This window comes from Zoogloea sp. JDB1 (assembly GCF_056724025.1).
This window is the reverse complement of record NZ_CM161496.1, coordinates 3,307,632-3,332,500: the sequence shown is the minus strand read 5'-3', so window position 1 is coordinate 3,332,500 and position 24,869 is coordinate 3,307,632. Positions and strand designations below refer to the sequence as shown.

At 62.8% G+C, this 24,869-nt stretch carries 21 protein-coding genes (1 of these 21 only partly in view); 9 read left to right on the top strand and 12 right to left on the bottom strand.

The window, feature by feature from the left end; all coding sequences use genetic code 11:
* The 5 genes from AC1PPK_RS14995 to ppsA form a co-directional block, all read right to left on the bottom strand.
* Positions 1–775: the 5' portion of an ABC transporter permease gene (locus AC1PPK_RS14995; RefSeq protein ID WP_481113848.1), read on the bottom strand. 629 nt of this gene lie to the left of the window's left edge; only the first 775 of its 1,404 coding nucleotides appear in the window; the start codon lies at positions 773–775; the stop codon falls past the left edge of the window.
* Positions 775–1,752, bottom strand: coding sequence for an ABC transporter permease (locus AC1PPK_RS14990; protein WP_481113847.1), 978 nt, complete (start codon positions 1,750–1,752; stop codon positions 775–777). The genes AC1PPK_RS14995 and AC1PPK_RS14990 overlap by 1 nt, the downstream gene beginning before the upstream one ends.
* A gap of 73 nt (positions 1,753–1,825) precedes the next feature.
* Positions 1,826–2,686: an SPFH domain-containing protein gene (locus AC1PPK_RS14985; protein ID WP_481113846.1), complete on the bottom strand. Its 861-nt coding sequence runs from the start codon at positions 2,684–2,686 to the stop codon at positions 1,826–1,828.
* Positions 2,687–2,705: 19 nt separating this feature from the next.
* Positions 2,706–3,149 carry an NfeD family protein gene (locus tag AC1PPK_RS14980; protein ID WP_481113845.1) on the bottom strand — a complete coding sequence of 148 codons (444 nt, stop codon included), beginning with the start codon at positions 3,147–3,149 and terminating at the stop codon, positions 2,706–2,708.
* Between the two features lie 144 nt (positions 3,150–3,293).
* On the bottom strand, positions 3,294–5,660 hold the full coding sequence (ppsA, locus tag AC1PPK_RS14975; protein WP_481113844.1) for a phosphoenolpyruvate synthase: 2,367 nt from the start codon (positions 5,658–5,660) through the stop codon (positions 3,294–3,296).
* Between the two features lie 268 nt (positions 5,661–5,928).
* On the opposite strand from ppsA, the gene ppsR reads away from it, so the two are divergent.
* From ppsR to msrB, 3 genes are all read left to right on the top strand, one after another.
* Positions 5,929–6,753 carry a posphoenolpyruvate synthetase regulatory kinase/phosphorylase PpsR gene (ppsR, locus tag AC1PPK_RS14970; RefSeq protein WP_481113843.1) on the top strand — a complete coding sequence of 275 codons (825 nt, stop codon included), beginning with the start codon at positions 5,929–5,931 and terminating at the stop codon, positions 6,751–6,753.
* Positions 6,754–6,813: 60 nt separating this feature from the next.
* On the top strand, positions 6,814–7,983 hold the full coding sequence (locus AC1PPK_RS14965; protein ID WP_481113842.1) for a DUF2863 family protein: 1,170 nt from the start codon (positions 6,814–6,816) through the stop codon (positions 7,981–7,983).
* Positions 7,984–8,054: 71 nt separating this feature from the next.
* Positions 8,055–8,453, top strand: coding sequence for a peptide-methionine (R)-S-oxide reductase MsrB (msrB, locus tag AC1PPK_RS14960; protein ID WP_481113841.1), 399 nt, complete (start codon positions 8,055–8,057; stop codon positions 8,451–8,453).
* Here the strand turns inward: msrB and AC1PPK_RS14955 are convergent, their stop codons facing one another.
* From AC1PPK_RS14955 to AC1PPK_RS14945, 3 genes are all read right to left on the bottom strand, one after another.
* The gene (locus AC1PPK_RS14955) at positions 8,454–9,140 is read right to left on the bottom strand and encodes a DUF599 domain-containing protein (RefSeq protein WP_481113840.1); all 687 of its coding nucleotides are present in this window, start codon (positions 9,138–9,140) and stop codon (positions 8,454–8,456) included.
* Positions 9,140–10,069 carry an alpha/beta fold hydrolase gene (locus tag AC1PPK_RS14950; RefSeq protein WP_481113839.1) on the bottom strand — a complete coding sequence of 310 codons (930 nt, stop codon included), beginning with the start codon at positions 10,067–10,069 and terminating at the stop codon, positions 9,140–9,142. The genes AC1PPK_RS14955 and AC1PPK_RS14950 overlap by 1 nt, the downstream gene beginning before the upstream one ends.
* A gap of 69 nt (positions 10,070–10,138) precedes the next feature.
* Positions 10,139–12,433, bottom strand: a complete 2,295-nt coding sequence (locus AC1PPK_RS14945) for a DNA internalization-related competence protein ComEC/Rec2 (RefSeq protein ID WP_481113838.1) — start codon at positions 12,431–12,433, stop codon at positions 10,139–10,141.
* Positions 12,434–12,584: 151 nt separating this feature from the next.
* On the opposite strand from AC1PPK_RS14945, the gene AC1PPK_RS14940 reads away from it, so the two are divergent.
* Positions 12,585–13,124 carry a DUF2062 domain-containing protein gene (locus AC1PPK_RS14940; protein WP_481113837.1) on the top strand — a complete coding sequence of 180 codons (540 nt, stop codon included), beginning with the start codon at positions 12,585–12,587 and terminating at the stop codon, positions 13,122–13,124.
* The gene (locus AC1PPK_RS14935; protein WP_481113836.1) at positions 13,121–14,227 is read left to right on the top strand and encodes a potassium channel family protein; all 1,107 of its coding nucleotides are present in this window, start codon (positions 13,121–13,123) and stop codon (positions 14,225–14,227) included. The genes AC1PPK_RS14940 and AC1PPK_RS14935 overlap by 4 nt, the downstream gene beginning before the upstream one ends.
* Positions 14,228–14,279: 52 nt before the next feature.
* Here AC1PPK_RS14935 and AC1PPK_RS14930 read toward each other — a convergent pair whose 3' ends face one another.
* The 3 genes from AC1PPK_RS14930 to AC1PPK_RS14920 all read right to left on the bottom strand — a co-directional run bounded on the left by AC1PPK_RS14930 (position 14,280) and on the right by AC1PPK_RS14920 (position 18,447).
* Positions 14,280–16,301, bottom strand: a complete 2,022-nt coding sequence (locus AC1PPK_RS14930; protein WP_481113835.1) for a methyl-accepting chemotaxis protein — start codon at positions 16,299–16,301, stop codon at positions 14,280–14,282.
* Positions 16,302–16,502: 201 nt separating this feature from the next.
* Positions 16,503–17,201 carry a lipoprotein-releasing ABC transporter ATP-binding protein LolD gene (lolD, locus tag AC1PPK_RS14925; RefSeq protein ID WP_481113834.1) on the bottom strand — a complete coding sequence of 233 codons (699 nt, stop codon included), beginning with the start codon at positions 17,199–17,201 and terminating at the stop codon, positions 16,503–16,505.
* Positions 17,194–18,447 (bottom strand): lipoprotein-releasing ABC transporter permease subunit, encoded by a 1,254-nt coding sequence (locus tag AC1PPK_RS14920; protein ID WP_481113833.1) that lies wholly within the window; start codon positions 18,445–18,447, stop codon positions 17,194–17,196. The genes lolD and AC1PPK_RS14920 overlap by 8 nt, the downstream gene beginning before the upstream one ends.
* A gap of 156 nt (positions 18,448–18,603) precedes the next feature.
* On the opposite strand from AC1PPK_RS14920, the gene AC1PPK_RS14915 reads away from it, so the two are divergent.
* The 4 genes from AC1PPK_RS14915 (at position 18,604) to recJ (ending at position 24,035) form a co-directional block, all read left to right on the top strand.
* The gene (locus tag AC1PPK_RS14915; protein ID WP_481113832.1) at positions 18,604–20,196 is read left to right on the top strand and encodes an SH3 domain-containing protein; all 1,593 of its coding nucleotides are present in this window, start codon (positions 18,604–18,606) and stop codon (positions 20,194–20,196) included.
* A gap of 97 nt (positions 20,197–20,293) precedes the next feature.
* Entirely contained in the window at positions 20,294–21,169 is an 876-nt protein-coding gene (locus AC1PPK_RS14910; protein WP_481113831.1) for a peptidoglycan-binding protein, read from the top strand.
* A gap of 146 nt (positions 21,170–21,315) precedes the next feature.
* On the top strand, positions 21,316–22,347 hold the full coding sequence (locus tag AC1PPK_RS14905) for a hypothetical protein (RefSeq protein ID WP_481113830.1): 1,032 nt from the start codon (positions 21,316–21,318) through the stop codon (positions 22,345–22,347).
* A complete protein-coding gene (gene recJ, locus AC1PPK_RS14900) occupies positions 22,344–24,035 on the top strand; it encodes a single-stranded-DNA-specific exonuclease RecJ (RefSeq protein WP_481113829.1) in 1,692 nt (563 codons plus the stop codon). Before AC1PPK_RS14905 ends, recJ begins: the two co-directional genes overlap by 4 nt.
* A gap of 168 nt (positions 24,036–24,203) precedes the next feature.
* Here the strand turns inward: recJ and AC1PPK_RS14895 are convergent, their stop codons facing one another.
* Entirely contained in the window at positions 24,204–24,584 is a 381-nt protein-coding gene (locus tag AC1PPK_RS14895; protein WP_481113828.1) for an RNA recognition motif domain-containing protein, read from the bottom strand.
* Positions 24,585–24,869 lie beyond the last annotated feature (285 nt).

Here is a 24,869-nt window from a genome sequence, read left to right as displayed (position 1 = left end):
TCACCAAGGTTGTGAGTGTACCGATGACAAGCGCCGTGCGAATACTCTTGAGCGTCAGATAAAACACATCCTGCCCAACCTTATCTGTGCCAAACACATGATATTCACCCGCCAGGGCGATTAGCGGCCCAGCAAAAATACAGACGACACCGGCGGTCGCGAGCATAGCACGCCAAGCTAGGCCCCCTCGTCCTCTCCATATTGCTCTCCAGGCCGCACCGAGAGGTACGCTGCGAGACAGAGCAACCCACTTCACTAGGACAAGCGCCAGCACACCCCATGAGCTTGCCGCTACTGCCAACCCAATACCAACACGTCCCAGCACATCCCCTGCGTGATCGTCTTCCGGATACTGCAACCCACTACCGCCGAACCTCAATCTCGGAGACTCTCGTCGCTGCACGCCATCCGCCCCTTCGATGGTCTCTCTTGCAAAAAGGCGATAGGCAAGCGGTGCCGAGTAGGTCTTTTCCACCCTGGATCGCAGAGGCTCAGCAAGCGCATCGAAAAGGCTACGGACCTCGATCGACAATTGCTCTTTCGATCCTGTTTCTACAACAAGGCGCGCGCGGTAATGCAAGCTATCGACCACCCCCACCAGCAAAAACAGCAGCGAGATGGTGAGGGAAGCCATCCCAACATTACTCTCACCGACACGACGCCAAGCCGCCAGCAAAGGCTCACTCTGCCGGACTTGACCTATTGCCAAGGCAATACAGGCGAGCAGCCCGAACAGCAACATGTCGGTCCATAGCAAGACGGGCTGAAAGGCCATCACTCCAACCTCACCCGTGGATCGACCAACGTGTAGGATAAATCCGTCAATAGCAGTCCCACGATGTACAGCAGCGCTCCGATGAAAACCATTGCCCGTACGATCAGAAAATCCTGCGCATTGATCGCGTCGATCGTGTAACTCCCCAACCCGGGTATGCCAAAAAAGGACTCGGTCAGCAGGCTGCCCATGAACAAGGATGGGATCACAACCACCACCCCCGTCAGGATGGGGATCATGCCGTTCTTCAATACATGCCGGGACAAGGCCTGCAGTTCGGACAGGCCCTTCGCTCTGGCCGTCCTCACGTAGTCTTTTCCTGCCTCCTCGAGAAAGATCGCTCTATACCAGCGGGAACTCGCCCCGATTCCTCCCACGATACCTACCAGAACTGGAAGCAGGAGAAAGCGGGAGACGTCAGCCCCCTGACCGTAGCCAGAAATAGGGACGAGGTGCCAGACTTTGGAAACGAGCCACTGCCCACCGATGATGTAAAAGAGCCCCGAAATGGACATCATTCCGACGCACAACACCCCGCCCCAAAAATCAAGGTACGACGTTCGAAAGAAAACTAGCAGCAGCGCGAAGGCGACCGTGACAAACAAGCCCAACACGAAGGTCGGTAACGCAATGGCCAGTGACGGCCCCATCCGGCTGCGGATCTCGGTCGCGATATCCCGTCCATCATCCGCCCGGCCAAAGTCGAAGACAAACATCCTCAAGGATTTCTCAAAGAAGACCGTTTGCGTCAGCCTCCCCACACCATGGGCTTCTACATTGAACAGCAGCGGTTTGTCGTAGCCGCGCTCAACCTTCCATCTCTCAATGGCCTCTGGTGTCACGCGCTTGCCTCCCAACTGCATGCGCGCCATGTCATCCGGCGTGTTCACCACGAAAAACAGGGCAAAAGTGAGTAGATTTACACCGACAAGGATGAGCGGTGCGTAAAGCAGCCGACGGACGATATAGGCGAGCATAGGCGAGCTATCCTACATGGGCGAGAGCCCGCGAAGAAACTCCATTCCGCACCTCACTCCAACAAGCTGCACTTCAGGGCTTGGCGACGCCACCGATCAGCCCCCGTACCGCCTCCTGCAGATCGGCAGGCAACACCACGATCCGGGCGCTTTCAGACGCTCCCAGGCGCTCGAGCGATGCAATATATTTCTCCCCTAGCAGGAACAGCATCGGCGCGCTCTCCGTCCCAACCGCGGCACTTACGCGCCGAATGGCTTCGGCAGACGCTTCAGCAAGCATCACTTGCGCATTGGCATCTCGCTTGGATGCTTCGAGACGTGCCTCAGCTTCCAGGATGGCCGCCTGCTTCGCCCCTTCGGCACGAGTGACCAGCGCCTTGCGCTCCCGTTCGGCCGAGGCCTGCTGCTCCATGGCCTTCTGCATGGACGGAGACGGTTTAATGTCCTGGATCTCCACCGACTTGACCGTCAGCCCCCAATCGATGGCCTCATCCGCAATGCTCTCCCTCAGACGAGCCTTGATCTTGTCGCGGCTGGAAAGCGCCTCATCGAGCTCCATCTCACCAATAATGGATCGCAAGGTTGTCATGATCATGTTGCGGATAGCCTCCGAGAAATCCGTAACGCCATAGACCGCCTTAACCGGATCGGTCACTTTCAGGAAGGCAATTGCATTCGTAAGGATTACTGCGTTATCCCGGGTAATGACCTCCTGCTCCTGAACATCAAGAATGATGTCTTTGGTCACGAGCTTGTAGGCCACCTGATCGAGATACGGAATGATGATGTTGAGACCAGGCTTCAAAGTCCCAAAGTACCTACCCAAGCGCTCGACGATCCACTCCTCGCCCTGGGGCACGATACGCACCCCCTTTGCAATGGTCACCACGACAAAGACCAGAATTGCCAGCACCACGATAAACCCAGCACTCATCACCCACTCCTCACGTTTCTTAGCGCTTCTCCACCCTCAGGAAACTTCCCTCCACGGCCACAACCCGTACACGCTCTCCGACGGCTAGGGACTCCTCGACCACACACTCCCACTCCTCGGAGCCGAGCAATGGCTTTTGAAAACGAACCCTGCCCCGCTCGAATGAGGTTGCAGCTTTGGAGACCAGACCAATCTCACCAATCGCATTGCCGTCCGATTGCCCAATCCGGGTCTTGTAATCACTCTTCTTGAAGACTCTGAACCAAAGCACGACCATCGCCAGTGAGGCCAGTATCCACAGCGACACCTGCGCTGTCACGCCGAGAGCAGGTAGCAGCACCAACGATAGCCCAACCAGCAACGCTCCAAGGCCGAACCAGATGACGAAAAAGGCCGGCACGACCAGTTCGGTAATGACCAATGCAATGCCCAGCACGATCCAGTACCACCACTCGAATTCCATGCCACCTCCTCGCGTTGCCGGCCATCAATGACGGACGTATCAAGACACTATCAGAGCTTCGGCATTCCTTTCCATACGACGCAGGCTGCGAACGCAAAAAAGCCGGGTTCCCCCGGCTTTTTTTCCATCCGTGACAGCGAAACGTCAGCCCTTCTGATGGGCAGCCAGCTTCAGCCACGTATCCACAACCGTATCCGGGTTGAGGGAAATGGTCTGGATACCTTCGTCCATCAGCCATTCGGCAAAGTCGGCGTGGTCGGACGGGCCTTGGCCGCAGATGCCGACATACTTGCCGAGCTTGTTGGCGCTCTGGATGGCCATCGAAAGCAGCTGTTTGACCGCAGGATCGCGCTCATCGAAGGAGTGCGCCACCAGACCGGAGTCGCGGTCCAGACCGAGAGTCAGCTGGGTCAGGTCGTTGGAGCCGATGGAGAATCCATCGAAGATCTCGAGGAACTGGTCAGCCAGCAGCGCGTTGGACGGGATCTCGCACATCATGATCAGCTTGAGATCGTTCTCGCCCTGCTTCAGGCCGTGTTCGGCCAGCAGCTCGACGACGCCCTTGGCCTCGTCCAGGTTACGCACGAAAGGCACCATCAACTGCACGTTGGTGAGGCCCAGCTCGTTACGCACCTTCTTCATTGCCGCGCATTCGAGCTCGAAGCAGTCACGGAAGCTGTGGGCGATGTAACGGGACGCACCACGGAAACCCAGCATGGGGTTTTCTTCCTCCGGCTCGTAGATTTCGCCACCGAGCAACTTGCGGTACTCGTTCGACTTGAAGTCGGACAGACGGACGATCACGGGCTTCGGATAGAAGGCCGCCGCGATGGTGGCAACGCCTTCAACCAGCTTCTCGATGAAGAACTGCTTCGGCGTGGCATAGCCGCGGGAACGGCGGGTGATTTCGGCGCGCAGGCTGGCCGGCACCTGGTTGATCTCGAGGATCGCCTTCGGGTGGATGCCGATCATGTTGTTGATCACGAACTCGAGACGAGCCAGGCCAACGCCGCCGTTCGGGATCTGCGCGAATTCGAAGGCCAGCTCCGGATTGCCAACGTTCATCATGATCTTCACCGGGATGTCGGGCAGGTTGCCCATGTCGGTGGTGACCACTTCGAACTCCAGCTTGCCACGGTACACGTAGCCGGTATCGCCCTCGGCGCAAGAGACGGTGACTTCGTCGTTCTCTTCCAGCACTTCGGTGGCGTTGCCACAACCGACGATGGCCGGGATGCCCAGCTCACGGGCAATGATTGCCGCGTGACAGGTACGACCGCCGCGGTTGGTAACGATGGCGGCAGCGCGCTTCATCACCGGCTCCCAGTTCGGATCGGTCATGTCGGTGACGAGGATGTCACCAGCCTGGACGCGGTTCATTTCGGAAGCGTCCTTGACGATGCGGACGTGACCGGCACCGATCTTCTGGCCGATGGCACGACCGTGGGTCAGCGACTTGCCGTATTGCTTGAGGCGGTACTTCTCCATGACATGGCCGGACTGCTGGCTCTTCACGGTTTCCGGACGGGCCTGCAGGATGTACAGCTTGCCATCGTCGCCACTCTTGCCCCACTCGATGTCCATCGGACGACCGTAGTGCTTTTCGATGATGGTCGCGTAACGGCCGAGCTCGAGCACGTCTGCGTCAGTCAACGAGTACACATTGCGCTCGGCTTCGGCAACATCGACGGTGCGGGTGGACTTGCCGGCTTCCTTCTTGTCGGCGAAGACCATTTTGATCAACTTGGAGCCCAGGTTGCGGCGGATGATCGCCGGCTTGCCTTCAGCCAGGGTTGCCTTGTGAACATAGAACTCATCCGGGTTCACCGCGCCTTGAACAACGGTTTCGCCAAGGCCGTAGGAAGCGGTAATGAACACCACGCCGTCAAAGCCGGATTCGGTGTCCATCGTGAACATCACGCCGGAAGCGCCAATGTCGGAGCGCACCATGCGCTGCACGCCCGCGGACAGGGCGACTTCGGCGTGGGTGAAGCCCTTGTGCACGCGGTAAGCGATGGCGCGGTCGTTGTACAGTGACGCGAACACTTCCTTGATGGCGTGCAGAATGTTTTCGTAGCCGTGGATGTTCAGGAAGGATTCCTGCTGACCGGCGAAAGAAGCGTCAGGCAGATCTTCTGCGGTCGCGGAGGAGCGCACTGCGAAGCTGCCATCACCTTCGGCGGTCAGCTGATCATAAGCAGCCTTGATCTCGGCTTCGAGGGCCGGCGGGAACGGGGTATCGACGATCCACTGGCGGATCTGTGCGCCGGTCTTCGCCAGAGCTACCACGTCATCCACGTCCAGGCTGTCGAGTGCGGCGCTGATGCGCTCCGCCAAGCCCTGATGGGACAGGAACTCGCGGTAGGCATCGGCCGTGGTGGCAAAACCACCAGGCACACGCACGCTGGACGGCAGCTGGCTGATCATTTCACCGAGGGAGGCGTTCTTGCCACCAACCTGCTCGACATCGGACATGCGCAGCTCTTGGAAAGGAATGACGTTACGGGCCATAAAAGGACTCTTCCTGGGGAGGTAATGAAGAAAGTAAATCTGGGGCGACTCACGTCGTCGGGCCGTATTGTAAGTCGTTTTGTTGCCCCGCCGCATGCAGGGTTTATCCTAACCATGCCCACTTCAGGCGGAATGCATATCAGGGCAATTTGGGGGCGCCGGCGCATCCGGGGCTCAAACGGAGCCCAACGGCAAGAATGGGATAAGATGCAGACCTGCCCTCGGCCTCCCGGCCGACAAACATGTCCTTTTTCCTGTTGGCACGTTCATGACTCAGACCCGCCCCGTATTCTTCATTTCCGACGGAACAGGCATCACGGCCGAGACCCTTGGCCACAGTCTTCTCGCGCAGTTTCCGGAATCCCGTTTCCGCAATCACCGCATGCCCTTCATCGACTCCCCAGAGAAGGCCCGCGACTGCGCACTCAAGATCCGGGATGCGGCCATCGAGAGCGGCATCCGCCCGATCGTGTTCAATACGCTGGTGGACCCCGAGGCGGTTGCCGCCTTGCGGGAAGCCGATGCACTCTTCCTCGACTTGTTCGAGAAATTCATCGAACCGCTGGAGAACGAACTCGGACAACGCTCCACCCACACGGCTGGGCGCTTCCATGGCATTGCCGACAGCCATGACTACAAAAAACGCATCGAGGCCATCAACTTCACGCTGGCCCACGACGACGGTGTCTCCAACGCAGACCTCGCCGAGGCCGACGTGATCCTTGTCGGCGTATCCCGCTCCGGCAAGACACCGACCAGCCTTTATCTCGCGATGCAGTTTGGCATCAAGGCGGCCAACTATCCGCTGATTCCCGAGGATTTCGAACGCAACAAGCTGCCCGGCGAGCTTTCCCGCTTCCGCCACAAGCTGTTCGGCCTGACCATCGGCCCGGATCGCCTATCCCAGATCCGCCAGGAACGCCGGCCCAACAGCCGCTACGCATCCATCGACAATTGCCTAGCGGAAATCGAGGCAGCCCAGCGCATGATGAAGCGCGAAGGCATCAAGTGGCTCGACTCCACAACCAAGTCCATCGAAGAAATCTCCACCATCATCCTGCAGGAAGTGCGCATCGATCCCCTCACCTATTAATACCGGGAATCCCCAACGGACGCCCACTGTCCAATCCATAACTACACGGAGAGCCCCCCGATGAAACGTAATCGACTCGGGCGTCGCGGCGGACTGCCGCGGGACGCCGAACAATTGCTGTGGCTCGCCAACGGTCTTGCCGATTCGAGCAGCCGTGCCGAAGACCACTTCTGGGACCTGCGACTGGCAGCCGCGGTTGATCATCTTTTGAGCGCCGAAGACGAGGACACCCTGACGACGGCCCTCGACCACCTCAGCACGGCCAGCGTCCACGCCTACGACGAGCTCGCTGACATGATCGAGTCGCGGGCCGAAGGCGCCCTCAAATCCGACGGTCAGCAGGACGTGCTGCTGATCGCCGTGCCGGTGATGGCCTGGTCCCGCTACCGCATTCCGGCCGCACCGATCGCAGCCGCCGTGATGGCCAACCTGCGCGTACAACTCAAGGCCCACGTACTGGCCAATGGTGTCAAGCTGGCCCTCGCCGACTTCCTGTTCAGTCCCGACCAGTTGCCGCAGGGCTACTGCGCCACCGCCGATCTGGCCACCCACATCGGCCGTGCCGCGGAGAACGACAGCGACCTGCACATCAAGACCGATAACCTGCCGGAGACCGCCCAGTTTCTGTCGGACAACCGCTACATACTCGGCGCGGTCATCGTCCCGAAGGGTGCCCCGATCTTCCGCTGGCAGGAAGAGGACTGCACCCGCGACCAGGCACTGGAACAATGGCGTGCCCAAGGCGGAGCCTGCATCACCCCGCTGCTCACCGGCTGTGCCTTCGAAGTCGTATTGCCGGACGCCTACTTCGCTGCCAGCCGTGAGGCGGACAAGATGTCCCGCCCCTACTCCATCCAGGCTTCGGTCGCCTTCCTCAGCACTACGATGGACGCGCCGGCCGCCAGTCTGCGGGCTGTCGTGGCGCCGTTCTTCGAGCGGCAGGTGGAAGAATTCCGCATCGGCTTCACCCTGCGCGGGCAAAGCGACGTGGTGCACGGCGTTGTGTGGCCACTTCTCGGCGCCGAGGACGAGAGCGTCGAAACCCTGGGCCAGATCGAGGCCACACTACGTGCCTGCGGTATCACCGACATCCTGACCCTCGACAACGAGTTCCCGATGGAATACTGCGACGACTGCGGTGCCCCCATGTACCCTTCGCCTGAAGGCGAAGCCGTGCACGCCGAACTGCCCGAAGAGCAGGCAGAGCAGATGCCCAAGCACCTGCACTGATCCTCCCCCGATGGGTGGGAACCTTCCCGCCCTTCGGACGCTCCATCCGGCATCCCCCACCGGAGAGATACATGAACCGCAAGATCGAAAAGACCGACGCCGAATGGCGCGCCCAGTTGTCCCCCGAGGAATACGTCGTCACTCGCCAGAAGGGCACCGAGCGCGCCTTTACAGGCCGTTATTGGGACTGCCACGAACAGGGCAAGTACGTGTGCACCTGCTGCGGCGCCGACCTGTTCTCGTCCGAGCACAAGTACGACTCCGGCTGCGGCTGGCCGAGCTTCCACACTGCGGGAGCCCCGGAGAACGTCGAAGAGGCCGAGGACCGCAGCCACTTCATGCTGCGCACCGAAGTGTTGTGCCACAACTGCGGCGCGCACCTCGGACATGTATTCGAAGATGGCCCGGCCCCCACCGGGCTGCGCTACTGCATCAACTCGGTCTCGGTAAAGCTCGAGCAGGACAGCTGATCAGGCGCGCATCGCCGAGTAGGTGTGGGACAGGAAATCGCGCCGGTACAACACCAGTACGATGAAGCTCGTCACCGCGAAGAACAGCCACGGGTGCACGAACCAGAACACCGCGGCCAAGCCGAAGTAATAGGCCCGGATGCCGCGGTTGAACTCGTCCCCGGCCAAGGAGTTCACCTTGGCGAAACGCTGCACATCTTCTTCCTTGCCCTCTCCCGGCGGTGGCGCCGCGCCGATCAGGATGGACAGCATGTTGAACTGCCGCAGCGACCAGGTGAACTTGAAATAGGCCACCACGAAGACCATCAGCAGCAACAGTAGCTTGACCTCCCACACCTCCCGCGACACGTGCCGCGCAAACGGCAGGTCGGACGCGGCATCGATCAGCTTGTCCACCGTACCGAGCAGCGCCAGCAAACCGGCGATCACGTAGATCGTGGTGTTGGCGTAGAAGGACACGTTCTGCATCAGGTTGCCGACCAGCCCGGAATCCGCCACACGCACTTCGCGGCGCAGCATTTGCCTCCCCCATTCCAGGCGAAAGGCGTGGCTGGCCCCCATCAGGCCGCGCATCGTGCCACCAGGACCGTGCTCGACAAGCCAGCCATAGCCGGTCCAGCAGAAAATGAACCAGCTCACGGCGATCCAGTCCATGACGCTGAAGGCAGTCAGCCACGCGCCCTGCATCAACACGCCTCCAGCAGGAAGTCACGGATCGGCGTGATCTGGGCCGGATCCATCAGGGTCGGCGCATGGCCCACATCGGGAATCTCGACGACCCGCGCCCGCGGGCCCCGCGCGGCCATCTGGCACGCCGTGTCGGGCAGCAACAGGTCGGAATCCGCCCCCCGCAGGACCAGCGTGGGACAGCCGATGGCTTCATAGATCGGCCACAGATCCACATCCGCCATCTGTGGGTCGCGGAAGGCGTCGCCGATCGCCGGGTCGTAACGCATCGCCCAGCCGCCATCGACCTGCTTGACGGACGGCTCGGTCAGATGGCGCCACTGGGCGTCGGTCAGCCGGCCGAAAGGCGCGCTGACCGCCCTGATATAAGCCTCGGCCGCCTCGTAACTGGAGAAGACCGGCGCCTGCCCCACGTACTGCCCGATCCGGAGCAAGGACTCCGCCGGCAGAACCGGCCCCACGTCATTCAACACCAGTCGCCGGATCGGATTGCCCGGCAAACTCGCCAACACCATGCCGATCAGCCCCCCCATGGACGTTCCGACCCAATGCACGGTCTCGACGTCGAGGCGGGCGATCAGCGTCACCATATCCGCCACATAGGTCGGCAACTGGTAATCGGCCTTCACCGGCAACCAGCTGCTCTGCCCGCGCCCGACCACGTCCGGGCACACTACCCGGTAACGGGCGGCCAAGGCACGGGCCAGATCGTCGAAATCGCGGCCATTACGGGTCAGGCCATGGACACACAGCAACACGCGGGGATTGTCCGGATCGCCCCACTCCGTATACGCCATCCGGTGCAGCCCGTGGGGCGAGGCGCATTGCACGCTGCGGAGCCGGGGCTCAAGGGAGGGCGTGGTGGCGGAATCGGAAGGCACGACCTGCAAGGGGGCAAGCAGGCGGCGATAAGGCTCGAAAATACTCATGAGAAAATCCGCTTCGCTCACTGACTGAGAATGGGCTCAAGGATAACATTCGCCGCCAGTCGTCCGCCCTCATCGCCCGTGCCAATAGCGTGGAAGGGCCTCGCGGGCAGTATCCACCTGCACCTCTCCCGCCCCCAGCCGGACCCGAACCGCGCCACTGGCATCCGTCCGCAGCAGGCGCGCGCCGCTGGCAGCCCAGCGCGCCCACACTTCGGGATTCGGATGACGGAAGCGGTTGCGATAGCCCACCGGGAAAATCACCAAGCGCGGAGACGTGGCTGCGATGAAGGCCGGTGTGGACGAGGTCCGGCTTCCGTGATGGGGTGCCACCACCACATCGCTGGCCAGTCCGGCGGGATCGCGCCCGAGCAGCCCCGCCTCAGAGACCGCTTCAATGTCGGAACTCAGCAGCACGCGTCGCCCACCCGCCTCCACCTGCAGCACGCAGGACGCGTCATTGCTCTTGCGCGGAACGCCACCGCCGACGGGATGCAACACCGAGAAGCGCACCCCGTCCTGAACCCAGCCCTGCTCCGCCATACAAGCGCGCCCCCTGCGGTCGGCGATCAGGCGTATGGGGTGATTCTCCGGCAGGGAGAACAGCACCTCTCCGACCGGGATGCCCGCTAGTACGGCCTCTGCGCCGCCAGCATGGTCATTGTCTTGGTGTGTCACCACCAGCATGTCGAGTCGCTGCACGCCCATCGCGCGCAGATAGGGCAGCAGGATCCGCTCGCCGCTGTTGGCATCCGCGGAAAAGGCCGGTCCGGTGTCGTAGATCAGGTCGCTGTTGGCCGTCTGCACATGCACCGCCAGACCCTGCCCCACGTCCAGCACGGCGACCCAGGCCTCGCCCGGCGGTGGCCGCGGTGGTGCCCATGCAACTACGGGCACCAACATCGCCAGCCCCAGCCAGCGCACGGGCGTCCCTCGCGGCAGCAGCGCCCACAGGCAACCCAGAGTGGCGAGCACGGCCAACTCCGGGGGTGGCGCCGCCTGCTGCCACTGGGCCATAGGCAATTCCGCCAGCCACTCGATCGGCACCATCGTGGCCGCCAGCGCCATGTGCGCCACGTCGGCGAACATCTGCAGCGGCAGGACCGCGTAGGCGATGGCCAGCGGTGTGACGATGAAACTGATCAGCGGAATGGCGATGCCGTTCGCCAGCGGTGATACCAGCGAGAACTGCTGGAACAACACAAGCAAAGCCGGGAGCAGCCCCAACGTCACCGCCCACTGGGCGCGCAAGGCCTCATGCAGCCAGCCGGCGGTACGCAGACGCCCGCTGCCGACCAGCAACAGCAGTGCCACCGCGCCGAAGGACAGCCAGAAACCCGCCGCCAGGATCGCCCAGGGATCAATGAGCAAGACGACCAGCAATGCGAAAGCCAGCACCCGGCTCGGCTCGGTCTCGCGGCGCAGTAGCAGGGCCAATGCAACGCAGCCGAGCATATACAGCGTACGCTGGGCAGGCACGCCCCATCCCGCCAGCAGGCAATACCCGAAGGCCGCCAGGAACCCAACCAGCACTGCGGCCTGCTGGGCCGGCCAGCGCAATGCCAGCCACGGGCAGCGCCGCCAGCCCCACCCCAATGCCCCGGCCACCAGGGCCGCCAGCATCGTGACATGGGCGCCACTGATTGCGACGAGGTGGGCAATTCCCGTGCGGGCAAAGATCTGCCATTGCTCCTGACTGATCGCCCGCTGATCGCCGATCGCCAGCGCGACCAGCACGCCCCTGTACTCAGCCTCAGGCAAGGCCTCCTGGAAACGCGCCCGGATGTACTCCCGGGAGCGCTCGACGAGGCTCATGATCCCCGGCACGAAGGCATCCAAACGTTGATTAGCCCGATCCGGACGCACATAGCCGGTGGCCCGAATCCCCTGCTCAAGCAACCAGCCTTCGTAATCGAAACCGTGGGGATTGACGTTGCCATGGGGGCGCTTGAGGCGGACGGTGAGCCGCCATCGCTCACCGGCATGGAGTGCCGGCAGCGTGTGCCACTCGTCGTCACGAAAGCCTTTGTACCAGGCCAGCGACAGCATTTCCGGCACCCCCTCCACACCGCCCTCGACACGGAACGTAAAGCGCACCCCCCGCTCGAAGTCCTGCGGCAGGCCGGCAACCACCCCTGTCACCGCCACATCCTGTCCTTCCAGCGCCATCGGCAGGGAGTCGGCCAGGCGCAGTTCGGCACGCCAGGCCGCAAAACCCCATCCGGCCAGGACAGTCGCCAGCAACAGCAGCGCTTTGGCGACCGTATGCATTCGCAACCACGCGACGCACGTGGCAAAGAGCAGGCTGACTGCGGCTCCGATGAGAAGCCCCAGAACACCTTCCGACGACGGCAGCACGGCTGCCATCTGGCAACCGAGAACCCCCGCAGAAAATCCTATTGACATAATTCGCATGGGCCGCAATTTAGCGGCAACGGCAGCAAACACCAAGAGGGCCTGCGTCGGCTAGAATTCAGCCCTGAGGAGAAGGGCCCGGCCCGAGACGAATAACAAGAAAATGCGACGACTGCTGAAGCGCCATCTGCCAGACCACGCGTCGCTGGCTGCCAACCGCTGGCTCGCCCCCTTCGGCTCGACACTGCTCCATCCGCGCCTGTGGCACCTCAACCGCCACTCTGCGGCAGGCGCAATTGCTGTCGGGCTGTTCTGCGGCCTGATCCCTGGCCCGTTCCAGATGCTCAGCGCAGCGATCTGCTGCCTGCTGTTCAGGGTCAACCTGCCCCTTGCCCTGTTCACCACGTTGTACACCAACCCCTTCACCATCGTACCGATCTACATTGCCGCGTTCTCGATCGGTGAATGGATGCTTGCCCCTGGCGTGGGCCAATTCACCCAGCCGCCGGAATGGGGCTCAGCCGGGCTGGTGGCCTGGATAATCGACCTGACGCACTGGCTCATCGGTCTTGGCCGTCCGCTGGCAATCGGACTCATTGCGCTGGCCTTCGTGCTGGCCTTTTCAGGCTATCTGCTGACCCGTCTCGCCTGGCGAACCTACCTGATCCGCCACTGGCATAAACGGCGGGCACACCGACCATGAAGATTTCCATCGTCCTCGCGCTGCTGCGACGACTACGCCAGCACCTCCATCTGCGGCGACGACATCTTCCCAAGAAGCCTTCCAGCCGCGCCAGCCAGTTGCCGCGCATCCTGCTGCGCATCTACTACGCGGCAGGTGTGCTGATCGGGCTGATCGTCCTCGGCACCGTGGGCTTCTATTGGGCCGGAGGCGACAAGGCGAACCTGTCCGACGCCATCTACATGACGCTGATCACGGTCACGACGGTCGGCTATGGAGAGGTCGTGCCAATCGACGGCTTTGCCGAGCGGCTCTTCGCCGGCCTCATCGCCCTTGCGGGCTTTGGCGCGGTGACCTTTCTGTTCACCAGCCTCACCGTCTTTTTCCTCGAGAGCGATCTCGACTACACCCTGCGGAGACGACGCATGGAAAAGCAGGTCCACAAACTGCATCAGCATTTCATCATTTGTGGCTTCGGTCGCGTGGGCCGCAACGTGGCCAACGAACTGACCACGACCCACCGGCACTATGTCGCCATCGACGCCGACGAAGTCGCTCTGGAAGCCCAGCGGGAGCGTCTGCCCGGCCTGATCTATCTGGGGGGCGATGCGTCGGATGACGACCTGCTGCTGGCGGCCGGCATCAAGGAAGCCCGCGGCCTGTTCGCCGTCACTGGCGACGACAGCCGCAACCTGATGATCGTGTTCACCGCCAAGCAGCTCAATCCGGGCATCCGCATCGTGGCGCGCTGCCACGAGGTGCGCAATGCCGAAAAACTGCGCAAGGCGGGTGCAGACAGCGTGATCTCACCGGACTTCACAGGCGGCATGCGGATCGCATCCAGCATGATCCGCCCGCACGTAGTGTCCTTTCTGGATGAAATGCTGCGTTCCGAGCACAAGCTGCGCCTAGAGGAGGTCGAGGTGCCGGAGCGGTTCGAGCCCCGTGCCCTGGACACCCTGCGCCTGCGCAGCCCCAACTACGTGCTGCTCGCCGTGCGCAGTGGCGGCGATTTCGTCTTCAATCCGCCGAAGGAATTCATGCTCGAACCGGGGCAATACGTGATCGCGATGGCGTCCCCTCTCGGACGGCAGGAACTGGAAGGCGCACTGCTGCCGGATTGATTCCCCTCAAGGACGGCTGCAGTGGCGCACGCGCCTGCCGCTGCAGCAGGTTTCAGATATGGAAGTGGGAGACCTCGGCCCGTAACTGCTGGGCCAGGTTTTCTAGACGACGCGCCGTATTGGCCGTTTCCCGCACCGCAGCCGAATTCTGCTCGGCCATCTGGGCTATCTGCTCCACGTTACGGGCAATGTCGGTACTGGCAGCCCCTTGCTCTCGCAACGCAGAAGAAATATCGGTCACTGCGGCCACCACCTGGTTCGCGCCAGCGCGGATCTGATCCATCGACGCCCCGGCCTGGCCCGCCAGTTCCACGCCCTCCTGCACCCGCACGACACCGCCCTGCATGGTATCTACTGCGCGGCTGGTGCCATGCTGGATGGCCGCGACCATGCCGGTAATCTCATCTGTGGCCTTGGCCGTCCGCTCGGCCAGCTTCCGCACCTCATCGGCCACCACGGCGAAACCCCGACCGGTTTCACCCGCACGCGCCGCCTCGATCGCCGCATTGAGAGCCAGCAGATTGGTCTGGTCGGCAATCTCCTTGATGGAATTGACGATGGCCGAAATCTTCGCCGACTGGTCGCCGAGGTCCTGGATCACGTCAGCGGACTCGCGCACCGACACGGAAATCCGCTCCATCTCGGCCACCGTCCTGGCCACGACGGCGCCCCCTTCCGCAGACAGGCGCCCGGACTCAGCAGAAATGCCCTCCGCCGACGATGCGCTGCTGGCGATCTCCTCGATGCCAACGGTCATCTCCTCGACCGCTGCAGCCATGTTCGAGGCGGCCGAGCTCTGCTGATCCGAGCCGTTCGAAACCTGGGATGCGGAACTGGCCAGCGATACCGCGGACGCAGCCACATCGTTGGCGCCGCGCTGGACCTTGGTGATCACGTCGGAAAAGGCCTGGGCCATCTCGTTGAACTGGTCCGCCACCAGGTGCAGTTCATCCCGGGCCGACAGCCTGATGCGCTCGCGCAGGTTACCCGCCGCCAACTCCTTGGCGCCAGCCCGCAACTCGCTCACCGACTGCATCACCGACAGGCAGAAGGCCATCGACAGGTAGAGCAGGACCAGCAGCGATATGCCTGACAGGACCGCCGCCAGCATGAACTTCTTCTCGGATGCGGCCAGGCGCGCGGCCAGCAAGCCCCGCGCCTCGGGGATCAGGTCCTGGTAGGTTTTGGCAAACACGATGTCGATGCTCTTGGTGACCATGTCGAAATAGGCCGGTGCGGCCATTTCATAATCCCCTTTCAGAAGATGATTCTGAAGCTGCTCGATCACATTGGCGGTCTCCGCATTGAACTCCTTGCGCAGCGCATCCAACGTGCCCTTGATATGGAGATTAGCGATGCCGGAGCGGTCGAAGTTCTCGTTCAGGTCAGTCACCGCCATGTTCAGCTCGCCCAACTGGGAGCTGATGTCGAAACGCCGCTGTTCATCCACGCTCTTTGCTGCCAGCGCGCCAGTACCCAAGGCCCGCAGCCGGCCGAGACGCTCCGAAACGTCCGGTACCCGCCGCAACATGTTATCGATGAGGTAGTAGGTGTCCGGGGACGGATCGAGGGCCAGGTTGCCGTCATCACCCAGGTCATGCAGGGTCAGCACTATCTTGCGGATCATCGCGGTATGGGCCTGCAGGTTCTCCCGCGGGGGCATCTGCAGGCCGCCGCCACGGATCGCCTCCCAAGCCGTCTTGACCTCCGTCCAGCGCTTGCTGGCCGACGGCGCCACATCAGCGGCAAGCACGCTCTCTGCCGCCGCGACTGCCGCCACGACCTCCTCCGTCTTCTTCTGCAGACGCGGCCGCAATTCCTCGTTGCCATTCAGCACGCCGGAAGACAGGCCGCGATGCTGCTGCACCAGCTCGATGAGCTTGAGCACCCGCGGCACTCCGTCCATCGAATTCAGCTCCTTTTCCGTGAAGGCGATGTCAGCACGCAGGGAGACGGTCAGCTGAGCCAGCAGGAAGCCGACCACCAGAAAGGCGATCAGACCCAACAGCGTAAACTTGGCCGGGTAGCGCATGCGATTAAGCATGCTCACGGCTGGCGAAAAAAAGGCTTTCATGCTGACTCCTGGAAATCTGGTTGACTGCCGGAACGCCTGCCACGCCCTTTATCGGCGGGAACCCTGCAGCCCTTGAATTACGGGGCCGCAGATAATGCTATGGGTTATTCAGTCTAGAAAAGACTTGCGCAGATTGAAGCGATATCCGGGCTGCGAGAGGCAACCCGTCTGCAACCAGCCCTGCGTAGTGCAGCAGAGCGCTCAGTCGGCAGCACCGAGAACACCGTCGCGCAACTGCAGAACTCGGCTGGCCCTGGCGGCCAGTTGTGTGTCATGCGTGACAATCACAAAACTGGTTCCCTTCTCCTCGGCCAGTTCGAGCATCAGGCCGAAGACCTTCTCCGCCGTCTGGCGGTCGAGGTTGCCGGTCGGCTCGTCGGCCAGCACACAGGCCGGCCGCGTCACCAGCGCCCGGGCAATGGCGGCGCGCTGACGCTCACCGCCCGACAATTCGCCGGGCGTGTGGTCGAGCCGATGCCCGAGGCCCACAGCCTTGAGGGTTTCCGTCGCCTGGGCCAGGGCCTGCTCCTTGTCCATGCGCCGCACGAACAAGGGCATGGCAACGTTCTCCACCGCCGAAAACTCAGCCAGCAGATGGTGGAACTGGTACACAAAGCCCAGGGACTGGTTACGCAGGCGCCCCCGCTCCGCATCGGAAATGGCCGAGAAATTCCGGCCCAGCAGGCGTACTTCGCCGGCCGACGGGACATCCAGCCCCCCCAGCAGGTGCAGCAGCGTGCTCTTGCCCGACCCCGAGGAACCCACGATGGCCAAGCGCTCGCCGCGCTCCACCGACAGGCTCACATCCCGCAGCACCTCCAGTGCGTCGGCACCTTCCCGGAAGGACTTGGACAGCCCCTTGCACTCCAGCACCGTACGGGGCTTGGTCAGGTCATTCATAGCGCAGAGCCTCCGCAGGGTTGAGGCGCGATGCACGCCAGCTCGGGTAGAGCGTCGCCACCAGCGTCAACACGAAGGACACCACGGTGATCGCGATCACGTCCGACCACAGCAGCTCGGATGGCAGGTCTGAGATGTAATACACGTCCTTGGCGAGGAACTGGATGCCAAAGGTCCGTTCGATAGCCGGCACCACCACATCGATGTTCAGCGCCAGGCTGACGCCACCGATTACGCCGATGGCGAGTCCGATGAAACCAATCAGGGCCCCCTGGATCACGAAGATACTCATGATCGAGCCGGGGCTCGCCCCCAGCGTGCGCAGGATGGCAATGTCAGCCTGCTTGTCCTGCACGGCCATTACCAGCGTGGACACGATGTTGAAGGCCGCCACGGCGACGATCAGCAGCAGGATGATGAACATCACGTTCTTCTCGATCTGCACCGCGCGAAAGAAATTGGCATGGCTGCGGGTCCAGTCGGACACCAGCAAGTCGGCATCCACGTACTTGACCAGTTCGCGCGCCACCCGCGGCGCCTCGAAGAGGTCGTCGATCTTGAGCCGCACGCCGGAAACCCGGTCGTCCATGCGGTACAGCGTCTGGGCGTCCTGCAGATGAACCAGGGCCAGGCTCGAGTCGTACTCGTACATGCCAACCTCGAAGATCCCCACCACCCGGAACTGCTTCAGGCGCGGCAGGATCGCCGCCGGCGTGACCAGCCCTTGCGGTGCGATCAGCGTCACCTTATCGCCGACCGACACCCGCAGCGCCCGCGCCAGATCGGCCCCAAGCACGATGCCGAAGCCACCGGGCTGCAGATCGTCGAGCCGCCCAGCGCGCATATGCTGTGCGAAATCGGCCACCTTGTCCTCGGCATCCGGCAACACCCCGCGAACCAGCGTGCCCTGCACGGTCTGGTCGAAGGACAGCATGCCCTGGGCCTGCACGAATGGGGCCGCAGCCTTGACCCGCGGGTGCTTGGTCGCCTCATCGGCAACCCGCTGCCAGTTGGCCAGTTCGCCATCGAAACCCGTCACCTGCACATGGGACGCAACTCCCAGGATGCGCGTACGCAGTTCGCGCTGGAAGCCGTTCATCACCGACAGCACGACAATGAGCGCCGCCACACCGAGGGCGATACCCAGCATGGAGACGAGCGAAATGAAGGAAATGAAACGATTGCGCCCCTGCGCCCGTCGTTTGGATCGGGTATAGCGCAGGCCGACGAGGAATTCGTAAGACATCAGGGACCGGACATACCGGATAGCAGATCAGGGGCGCATTGTGCCGGAGTTGGCCGATGCTGGGTATCCCGCACGGCGCGTGAGAATTATCTCCTTACATTTGTCATCGTCTCGCCCCGATAATCCGGCGACCCGAGCTTCGACCTTCACCGCGTCATGCCACAGCCCATCTTTGCCTCCCTGCTGGCCGCCGCAGCTCTCGTCCTGCATCCACTTGCCGGCCATGCGGAGAGCGCGCAGCTGATCCGCGCAGAGCCCCTGCGCGCGCAGCCGTCCGTCGGAGCGCACAGCATCATGGACGTTGCGCGCCGAACCGAAGTGCAGGTACTCGAGACCCAAAGCGGCTGGACGCGTGTCGAAGCGGCCGGAGGACGGACGGGGTGGCTGCGGGATGTCAGCCTGGATCGCAGCATCGCCGGGACCGTGACGGGCAGCGGCCAGATGCTCGCCAGCCCAGGCGCAGGTAGCAGCACATTGCGTCCGCTCCCCCGTGCCAACCAGCATGCGCTGATCCTCACGATCGGCCAGGCTTCCGGAACCCCGTCCACCATGCTCGCGGGCAGCCAGGCCGACGCCCGTCTCGGCGCCGAAATAGCGCGCCTCAGCGGAGTGCCCGACGCCAATATCCGCTATCGCGCCGACAGCGAACTCGACCAGGACGGATTGCACCAGGCCTTTGCCGAACTCGACGCCCATATGGGCAACGGCGACCGTGCCTTCATATATCTTTCCGCCTTTGGCGTGCATCGCCAGGTATCCGGACGATGCGGCGAGGCCATCCTGGCTCACGACCGCAGCGCCTTTTCCTTCGAAGACCTGATTCACCATCTGCAACTGCTCGCCAGCAAGGCCGACAAGGTATTCCTTGTCCTCGACGCGGGCCGTGGCGATGGTCCCACTGGAGTCTCCACGATCGCGCCCCGCTTTGCCCATGCATTGTCGGATCCTGGCTGCAAGGCAACTCAACCCAGCGTCGAGTTCAGCCGCCTCCTGGCCAACGTCCTCATCCTGACAGCCAGCCGCCCGAACGAGAACGCGGGCGGCACGCCGGCCGGTGGCGTCTTCAGCCAGGCGCTCCATGCCTGCCTGTCTGGGCAGTCCGCCCCCGACAGTCCTTCGGGCCTGCCCACCGGCGAAGCCTTGATCTCTTGCAGTCGACAACGCCTCGCCGCCGCCCCTGGCACCCAGCATCCCGGCCTTGCAGGCAATGGCGACCTCGCCCTCGCACTGCAAGCCACCAACCGGACAAACCGCGACGCCCGCCAGGTTCTGCGCGTCATCCATGCCCAGCGCGATCAACGGCGGCGCGTCAACGTGACCCAGCTATCCGCGACAGCGGGCTCGACCCGCCTGCGCGTGAGCAGCAGCGAAGCGGGTTACCTGTACGTGCTGTCGGCCGACCGCAACGATTTCCGCCTGCTCTACCCTGCCGGGAGCAGCCAGCAAGCGCCGATTCAACGCAGCACCGACATCGAGATCCCGCTTGCAGCGGAGAAGGATGGCGAATGGCTCGTCATCGTCAGTGACGCCATCCGCAAACCGAGGCGGGCCGGCTTTGTCTCGGACGGCCCGTCCGCCTGGCTCCGCGCCGACGCAGCTGGCATCCACGAAGTCACCCAGGAGTTTCTATCCGGCGACAGCAGCCGTACTTGCCTATTCAGCGAAACTCGCAACCTTGGACCAACCCAGGCACTGGCATGCTCATCCCGTTTCGGCGCAGCCCTTCTCGGCGCAACGCACCCAAAATGATTCTCGATAAGCCCATGCACAGTCGCTAAAATACTCGGCAGAAACGACAAAAACGTTCAGCACCTGTTTTCAACCAATCAAAACTTCAGGGGAAATCATGAAAGCCCTTTCAACCTCGGCAGGATATCGTCACAAATTTGCCGTTCTCGCCGGGCTGCTGGCCCTATCGGGCTGTGCCAACATGCAAATGGGCTCGCAGGAAGCCAAGACTACCGCCACCGGCTCGGCTGGCGGCGCCAATTCCCAGAATGCCAATTCCACCCTCGAGAAGTGTACGGCACCCCTCGGTACGATCGCCGTGGTGGAAGACACCGGAGCCCCGTGGTACGGCGTGCTCACCGGGCAGATGAAGCTCGGCTCGACCGTCCCCGTCCTCAAGCTGCTGATCCAGCAGTCGAACTGCTTCGTGGTGGTCGAACGCGGCCGCGCGATGAACAATATGATGCAGGAGCGTGCTCTGCAGCAATCCGGCGAGCTGCGTTCCAATTCCAATTTCGGTAAGGGCCAGATGGCGTCTGCCGACTACTCCATGAGCCCATCCATCACCTTCAGCAACAACAACGCGGGCGGCATGACCGGTGGCTTGGGCGGCATCGGTGGCGGCGTGCTCGGTGCGGTCGTCGGCAGCATCAACGTCAAGGAAGCCAGCACCATGCTGACGATGGTGGACAATCGTTCCAGCGTTCAGCTCGTGGCGGCCGAAGGCAGTGCCCGCAACATGGACTTCGGCGGCATGGGCGCCCTGTTCGGCGGCGGCCTGGGCGGTGGCCTCGGCGGCTACACCAATACCGCGGAAGGCAAGGTCATCGTTGCCGCCTTCACCGACGCCTACAACAACGTCGTCAAGGCCGTAAAGAACTACAAGGCTCAAGAGGTCAAGGGTGGCCTCGGCACTGGCGGCCAGCTCGGCGTGCAGGGCGGCAGCAACGACGCAACGACGACCAAGTCCAAGTCGACGAAAAAGAAGAAATAAGGCACTCTTAGCTCTCCGAGAGCCGGGCCTCGCGCCCGGCTTTGCGTTTTTGGACTCCCGCCGCGCTTGCCGCCTTCCGCGGCTACACGGCGGAACCTGCGGCATCGTCCTCCCGATGCCCCGGCCCGCTTTCAACAAATGTTCCGATGCACTTCGAGTTGATCCTGCCCGGACTGGACTGGCCCACCGGGCCCGGCCATCACCCTGCCGACGATCTGGCACTCCCCGCCCTGTCCAAGCTGCTTGGCTTCGCAGAGGCTGCCTGGATGCCGCGCAGCACGCCGGAAATCATATTGACTGAACGTTTCGGGCTACCGGATCGCCTGCCCCATGCGCGCTTCCGCCGCCTGGGTGAAGGCACGCCAACGCCGACCGACGGCCACTGGCTCTGCTGTGACCCGGTTCACCTGCACTTCTCCCGCGACACGCTACTGCTCAACGACGCAGGCGGACTCGACATCACACGCGAGGAGGCCGATGCGCTGATGGATGGGCTGAACAAGACCTTCGCCGACATCGGGCACTTCGAAGCACCGGCTCCAGACCGCTGGTACATTCGCCTAACTGCAGAGCCGCAGCCCGTGTTCCACCCCCTTGCGGACGTCAATGGCCGCCCAGTGCAGCTCTTCCTCCCCGAAGGCGAGGACGTCCCGCGCTGGGCGCGCCTGTCCAACGAACTGGAAGTCTGGCTGTTCAGCCACCCGGTCAATGCGGCGCGGGAAGAACGCGGCCAACGCACCATAAATGGCATCTGGCTGTGGGGTAGCGGCGCAACGACCACCTCTGCATCCCAAACATTCGCCACGCTGCAGGCCGACCAACCCTTCGCCCGCGGCCTCGCCTGCCACATGGGCCTGAGCCCCGCTGCAGCCGACCGCTATCGCCGTCCGGCCGGCAAGGGCCTGGCGCTTGTCGACGACCTCCAGCGCCCCTTTATCCACCTGGATCGGGAAGGCTGGCGCCAAGCTCTGCAAGCACTGGAGGCCGACTGGCTCGCCCCGCTGCTGGCCGACCTCAAGGCACGCAAGCTGGACGCAGTCCGCATCAGCGTGCCCAACGACCGCTACACCCTGCAACTCGACATCGGCTCCAGCGGACTCTGGAAGTTCTGGCGCAAGCCACGCAAGCTTGGCGGCGTGCTCGCCGCCGCCCCTCAACCCGCCACCCAAACGCCATGACCCGTATTCTTCCCCGCTCCGTTCCCACCCGCGCGATCACACACCTGCTGGAGGCCGGCACCCATCCGCTGCTCGCCCGCATCTACGCAGCCCGCGGCATCGAGAACCGGGAAGAGCTGGACTACAGCCTCAAGGCCCTGATTCCGCCCCAGCAGCTAAAAGGTGTTCAGGACGCGGCCCAGATCCTCGCCGACGCCATCGAAGCCGGCGCCCGCATGCTCATCGTCGCCGACTACGACTGCGACGGCGCCACCGCCTGTGCCGTCGGCATCCGCGCACTGCGCGCTTTCGGCGCCGAAGTCGGCTACTTGGTGCCCAACCGCTTCGAATATGGCTACGGGCTGACGCCCGCCATCGTCGAGCTGGCGGCCAAGATGGAGCCCGACCTGCTGATCACCGTGGACAATGGCATCGCCAGTGTGGAAGGCGTCGCTGCGGCCCGGGAGCACGGCATTGCCACGGTGATCACCGACCATCACCTGCCAGGCGACACGCTGCCCGAGGCCGACGTGATCGTGAACCCCAACCAGCCCGGCTGCCCGTTTCCAAGCAAGGCTCTGGCCGGCGTCGGCGTCATGTTCTACACGATGTTGGCACTGCGCGCCGAACTGCGCGACCGGGGCTTCTTCGAAGGGCGGACGGAGCCGAATCTGGCCGAGTTGCTCGACCTGGTGGCCCTCGGCACCGTCGCCGACGTGGTCAAGCTCGACCACAACAACCGCATCCTGGTGTCCCAGGGCCTGCAGCGCATGCGCGCAGACCGCATGCAGCCGGGTATCCGTGCCCTTTTCGCCGCCGCCGGGCGCGATACGACCCGCGCCACCACCTTCGACATGGGCTTTGCGCTGGGCCCACGCCTCAACGCCGCCGGCCGACTGGCCGACATGTCCCTCGGCATCGAATGTCTGATCACCGATGACATGGGACGCGCCCTCAACATCGCCCAGGAACTCGACCGCCTCAACCGGGAACGGCGCAGCATCGAAGCAGAAATGCAGGAAGGTGCGATGCTCGAACTGGATGGAATCGACCCTGGCAGCCGAGCCACGCTGACGCTGTTCCAGCCCGAATGGCACCAAGGCGTCATCGGCATCCTGGCCGGGCGCATCAAGGAGAAGTTCCATCGCCCCACGGTGGCTTTTGCCCGCGGCGACGAAGGACAGCTGAAAGGCTCCGGGCGTTCGATTCCAGGCCTGCACCTGCGCGACGCCCTTGACCTAGTAACCAAGCAGGCGCCGGACCTGGTCTTGAAGTTCGGCGGACACGCCATGGCCGCCGGCCTCACCATCCGTGAAGCAGACTTGGAACGTTTCGAAAGAGTTTTCGAGTCAGTCGTGCAATCGCTGATCGACCCGGCCGATCTGACCCGCAGCCTGGAAACCGACGGCGCACTGGAAGACAGCCTCTACAACCTGGAAACGGCGAGGTTACTGGAACGGGAAATCTGGGGCCAAGGCTTTGCCGCCCCAGTCTTCGACGACACCTTCCGCGTCGAGAACCAGCGCATCCTGAAGGACAAGCACCTCAAGCTCCAGTTGCGCAAGGGCAACACACGGATCGACGCCATCCAGTTCAACTGCACAACATCGGCGGGGCCACAGATCCACGCGGCCTTCCGGCTGGCAGTCAACGAATATAACGGTGCCGCGAACGTCCAGCTGATGCTGGAACATTTCGAATCCGCCTGAAAGCTGTCTCCGATAGAAGAAAAGACTCTATCGGAGACTTGCTCGCAGCACAGACCAAACGCGTACAGCGCCATACGCTTCTTAGGCGCTTCGCAAAAAGCTTCCCGCCCGCCATATGACGCTCGGGCGGGAAACCCGGCATGAAAAAATGCCTGTTCGAAATACGGTTCAGTAACGTCCGCCGCCACCGCCAAAGCCAGAGCCACCGCCCGGACCTCGTCGGCCACCGCCGCCTCCGAAACCGCCACCACCGCCTCCGCCCCCCGGACCCCGACGGGGTCCGCCGAAACCGCTACGCGGCTCCTGCGGGCGAGCCTCATTCACCGTGAGGTTGCGTCCATCGTAATTTTTACCATTGGCGCCTGCGATCGCTGCCTGGGCCTCGTCATCGGAACCCATCTCGACAAAGCCAAACCCCTTGGAGCGGCCGGTTTCACGATCCATGATCACCTGGGCCGAAGCCACGGTGCCGAACTCGTGAAAAATCTCTTCCAGACGACTCTTATCCACTGTGTAGGCCAGATTGCCCACGTAAAGCTTAGTACCCAATTGACGCGCTCCATTTCGAAAAGAATGGCGGCCACGAGAGACAGTCCGCCCTCACACAATAGCAAGGCATTCCGCGGACGTCGAATGTTTTTGTACTTAAAAGGCAAGGCGTATTACCGCATTCCTTCGGCATGGCGCGCGGCCATTGTGGAGCCCCTGACAATGCACCGCGATGCTTGTAGGGTTCGTCACAAGCCCTTACCTACAACATTCCGCCACACCACTGTAATTTCAATGCCTTAGCGCTCGCCCTCAGATGGCACGGAGCTTGCGGATCGATACTCG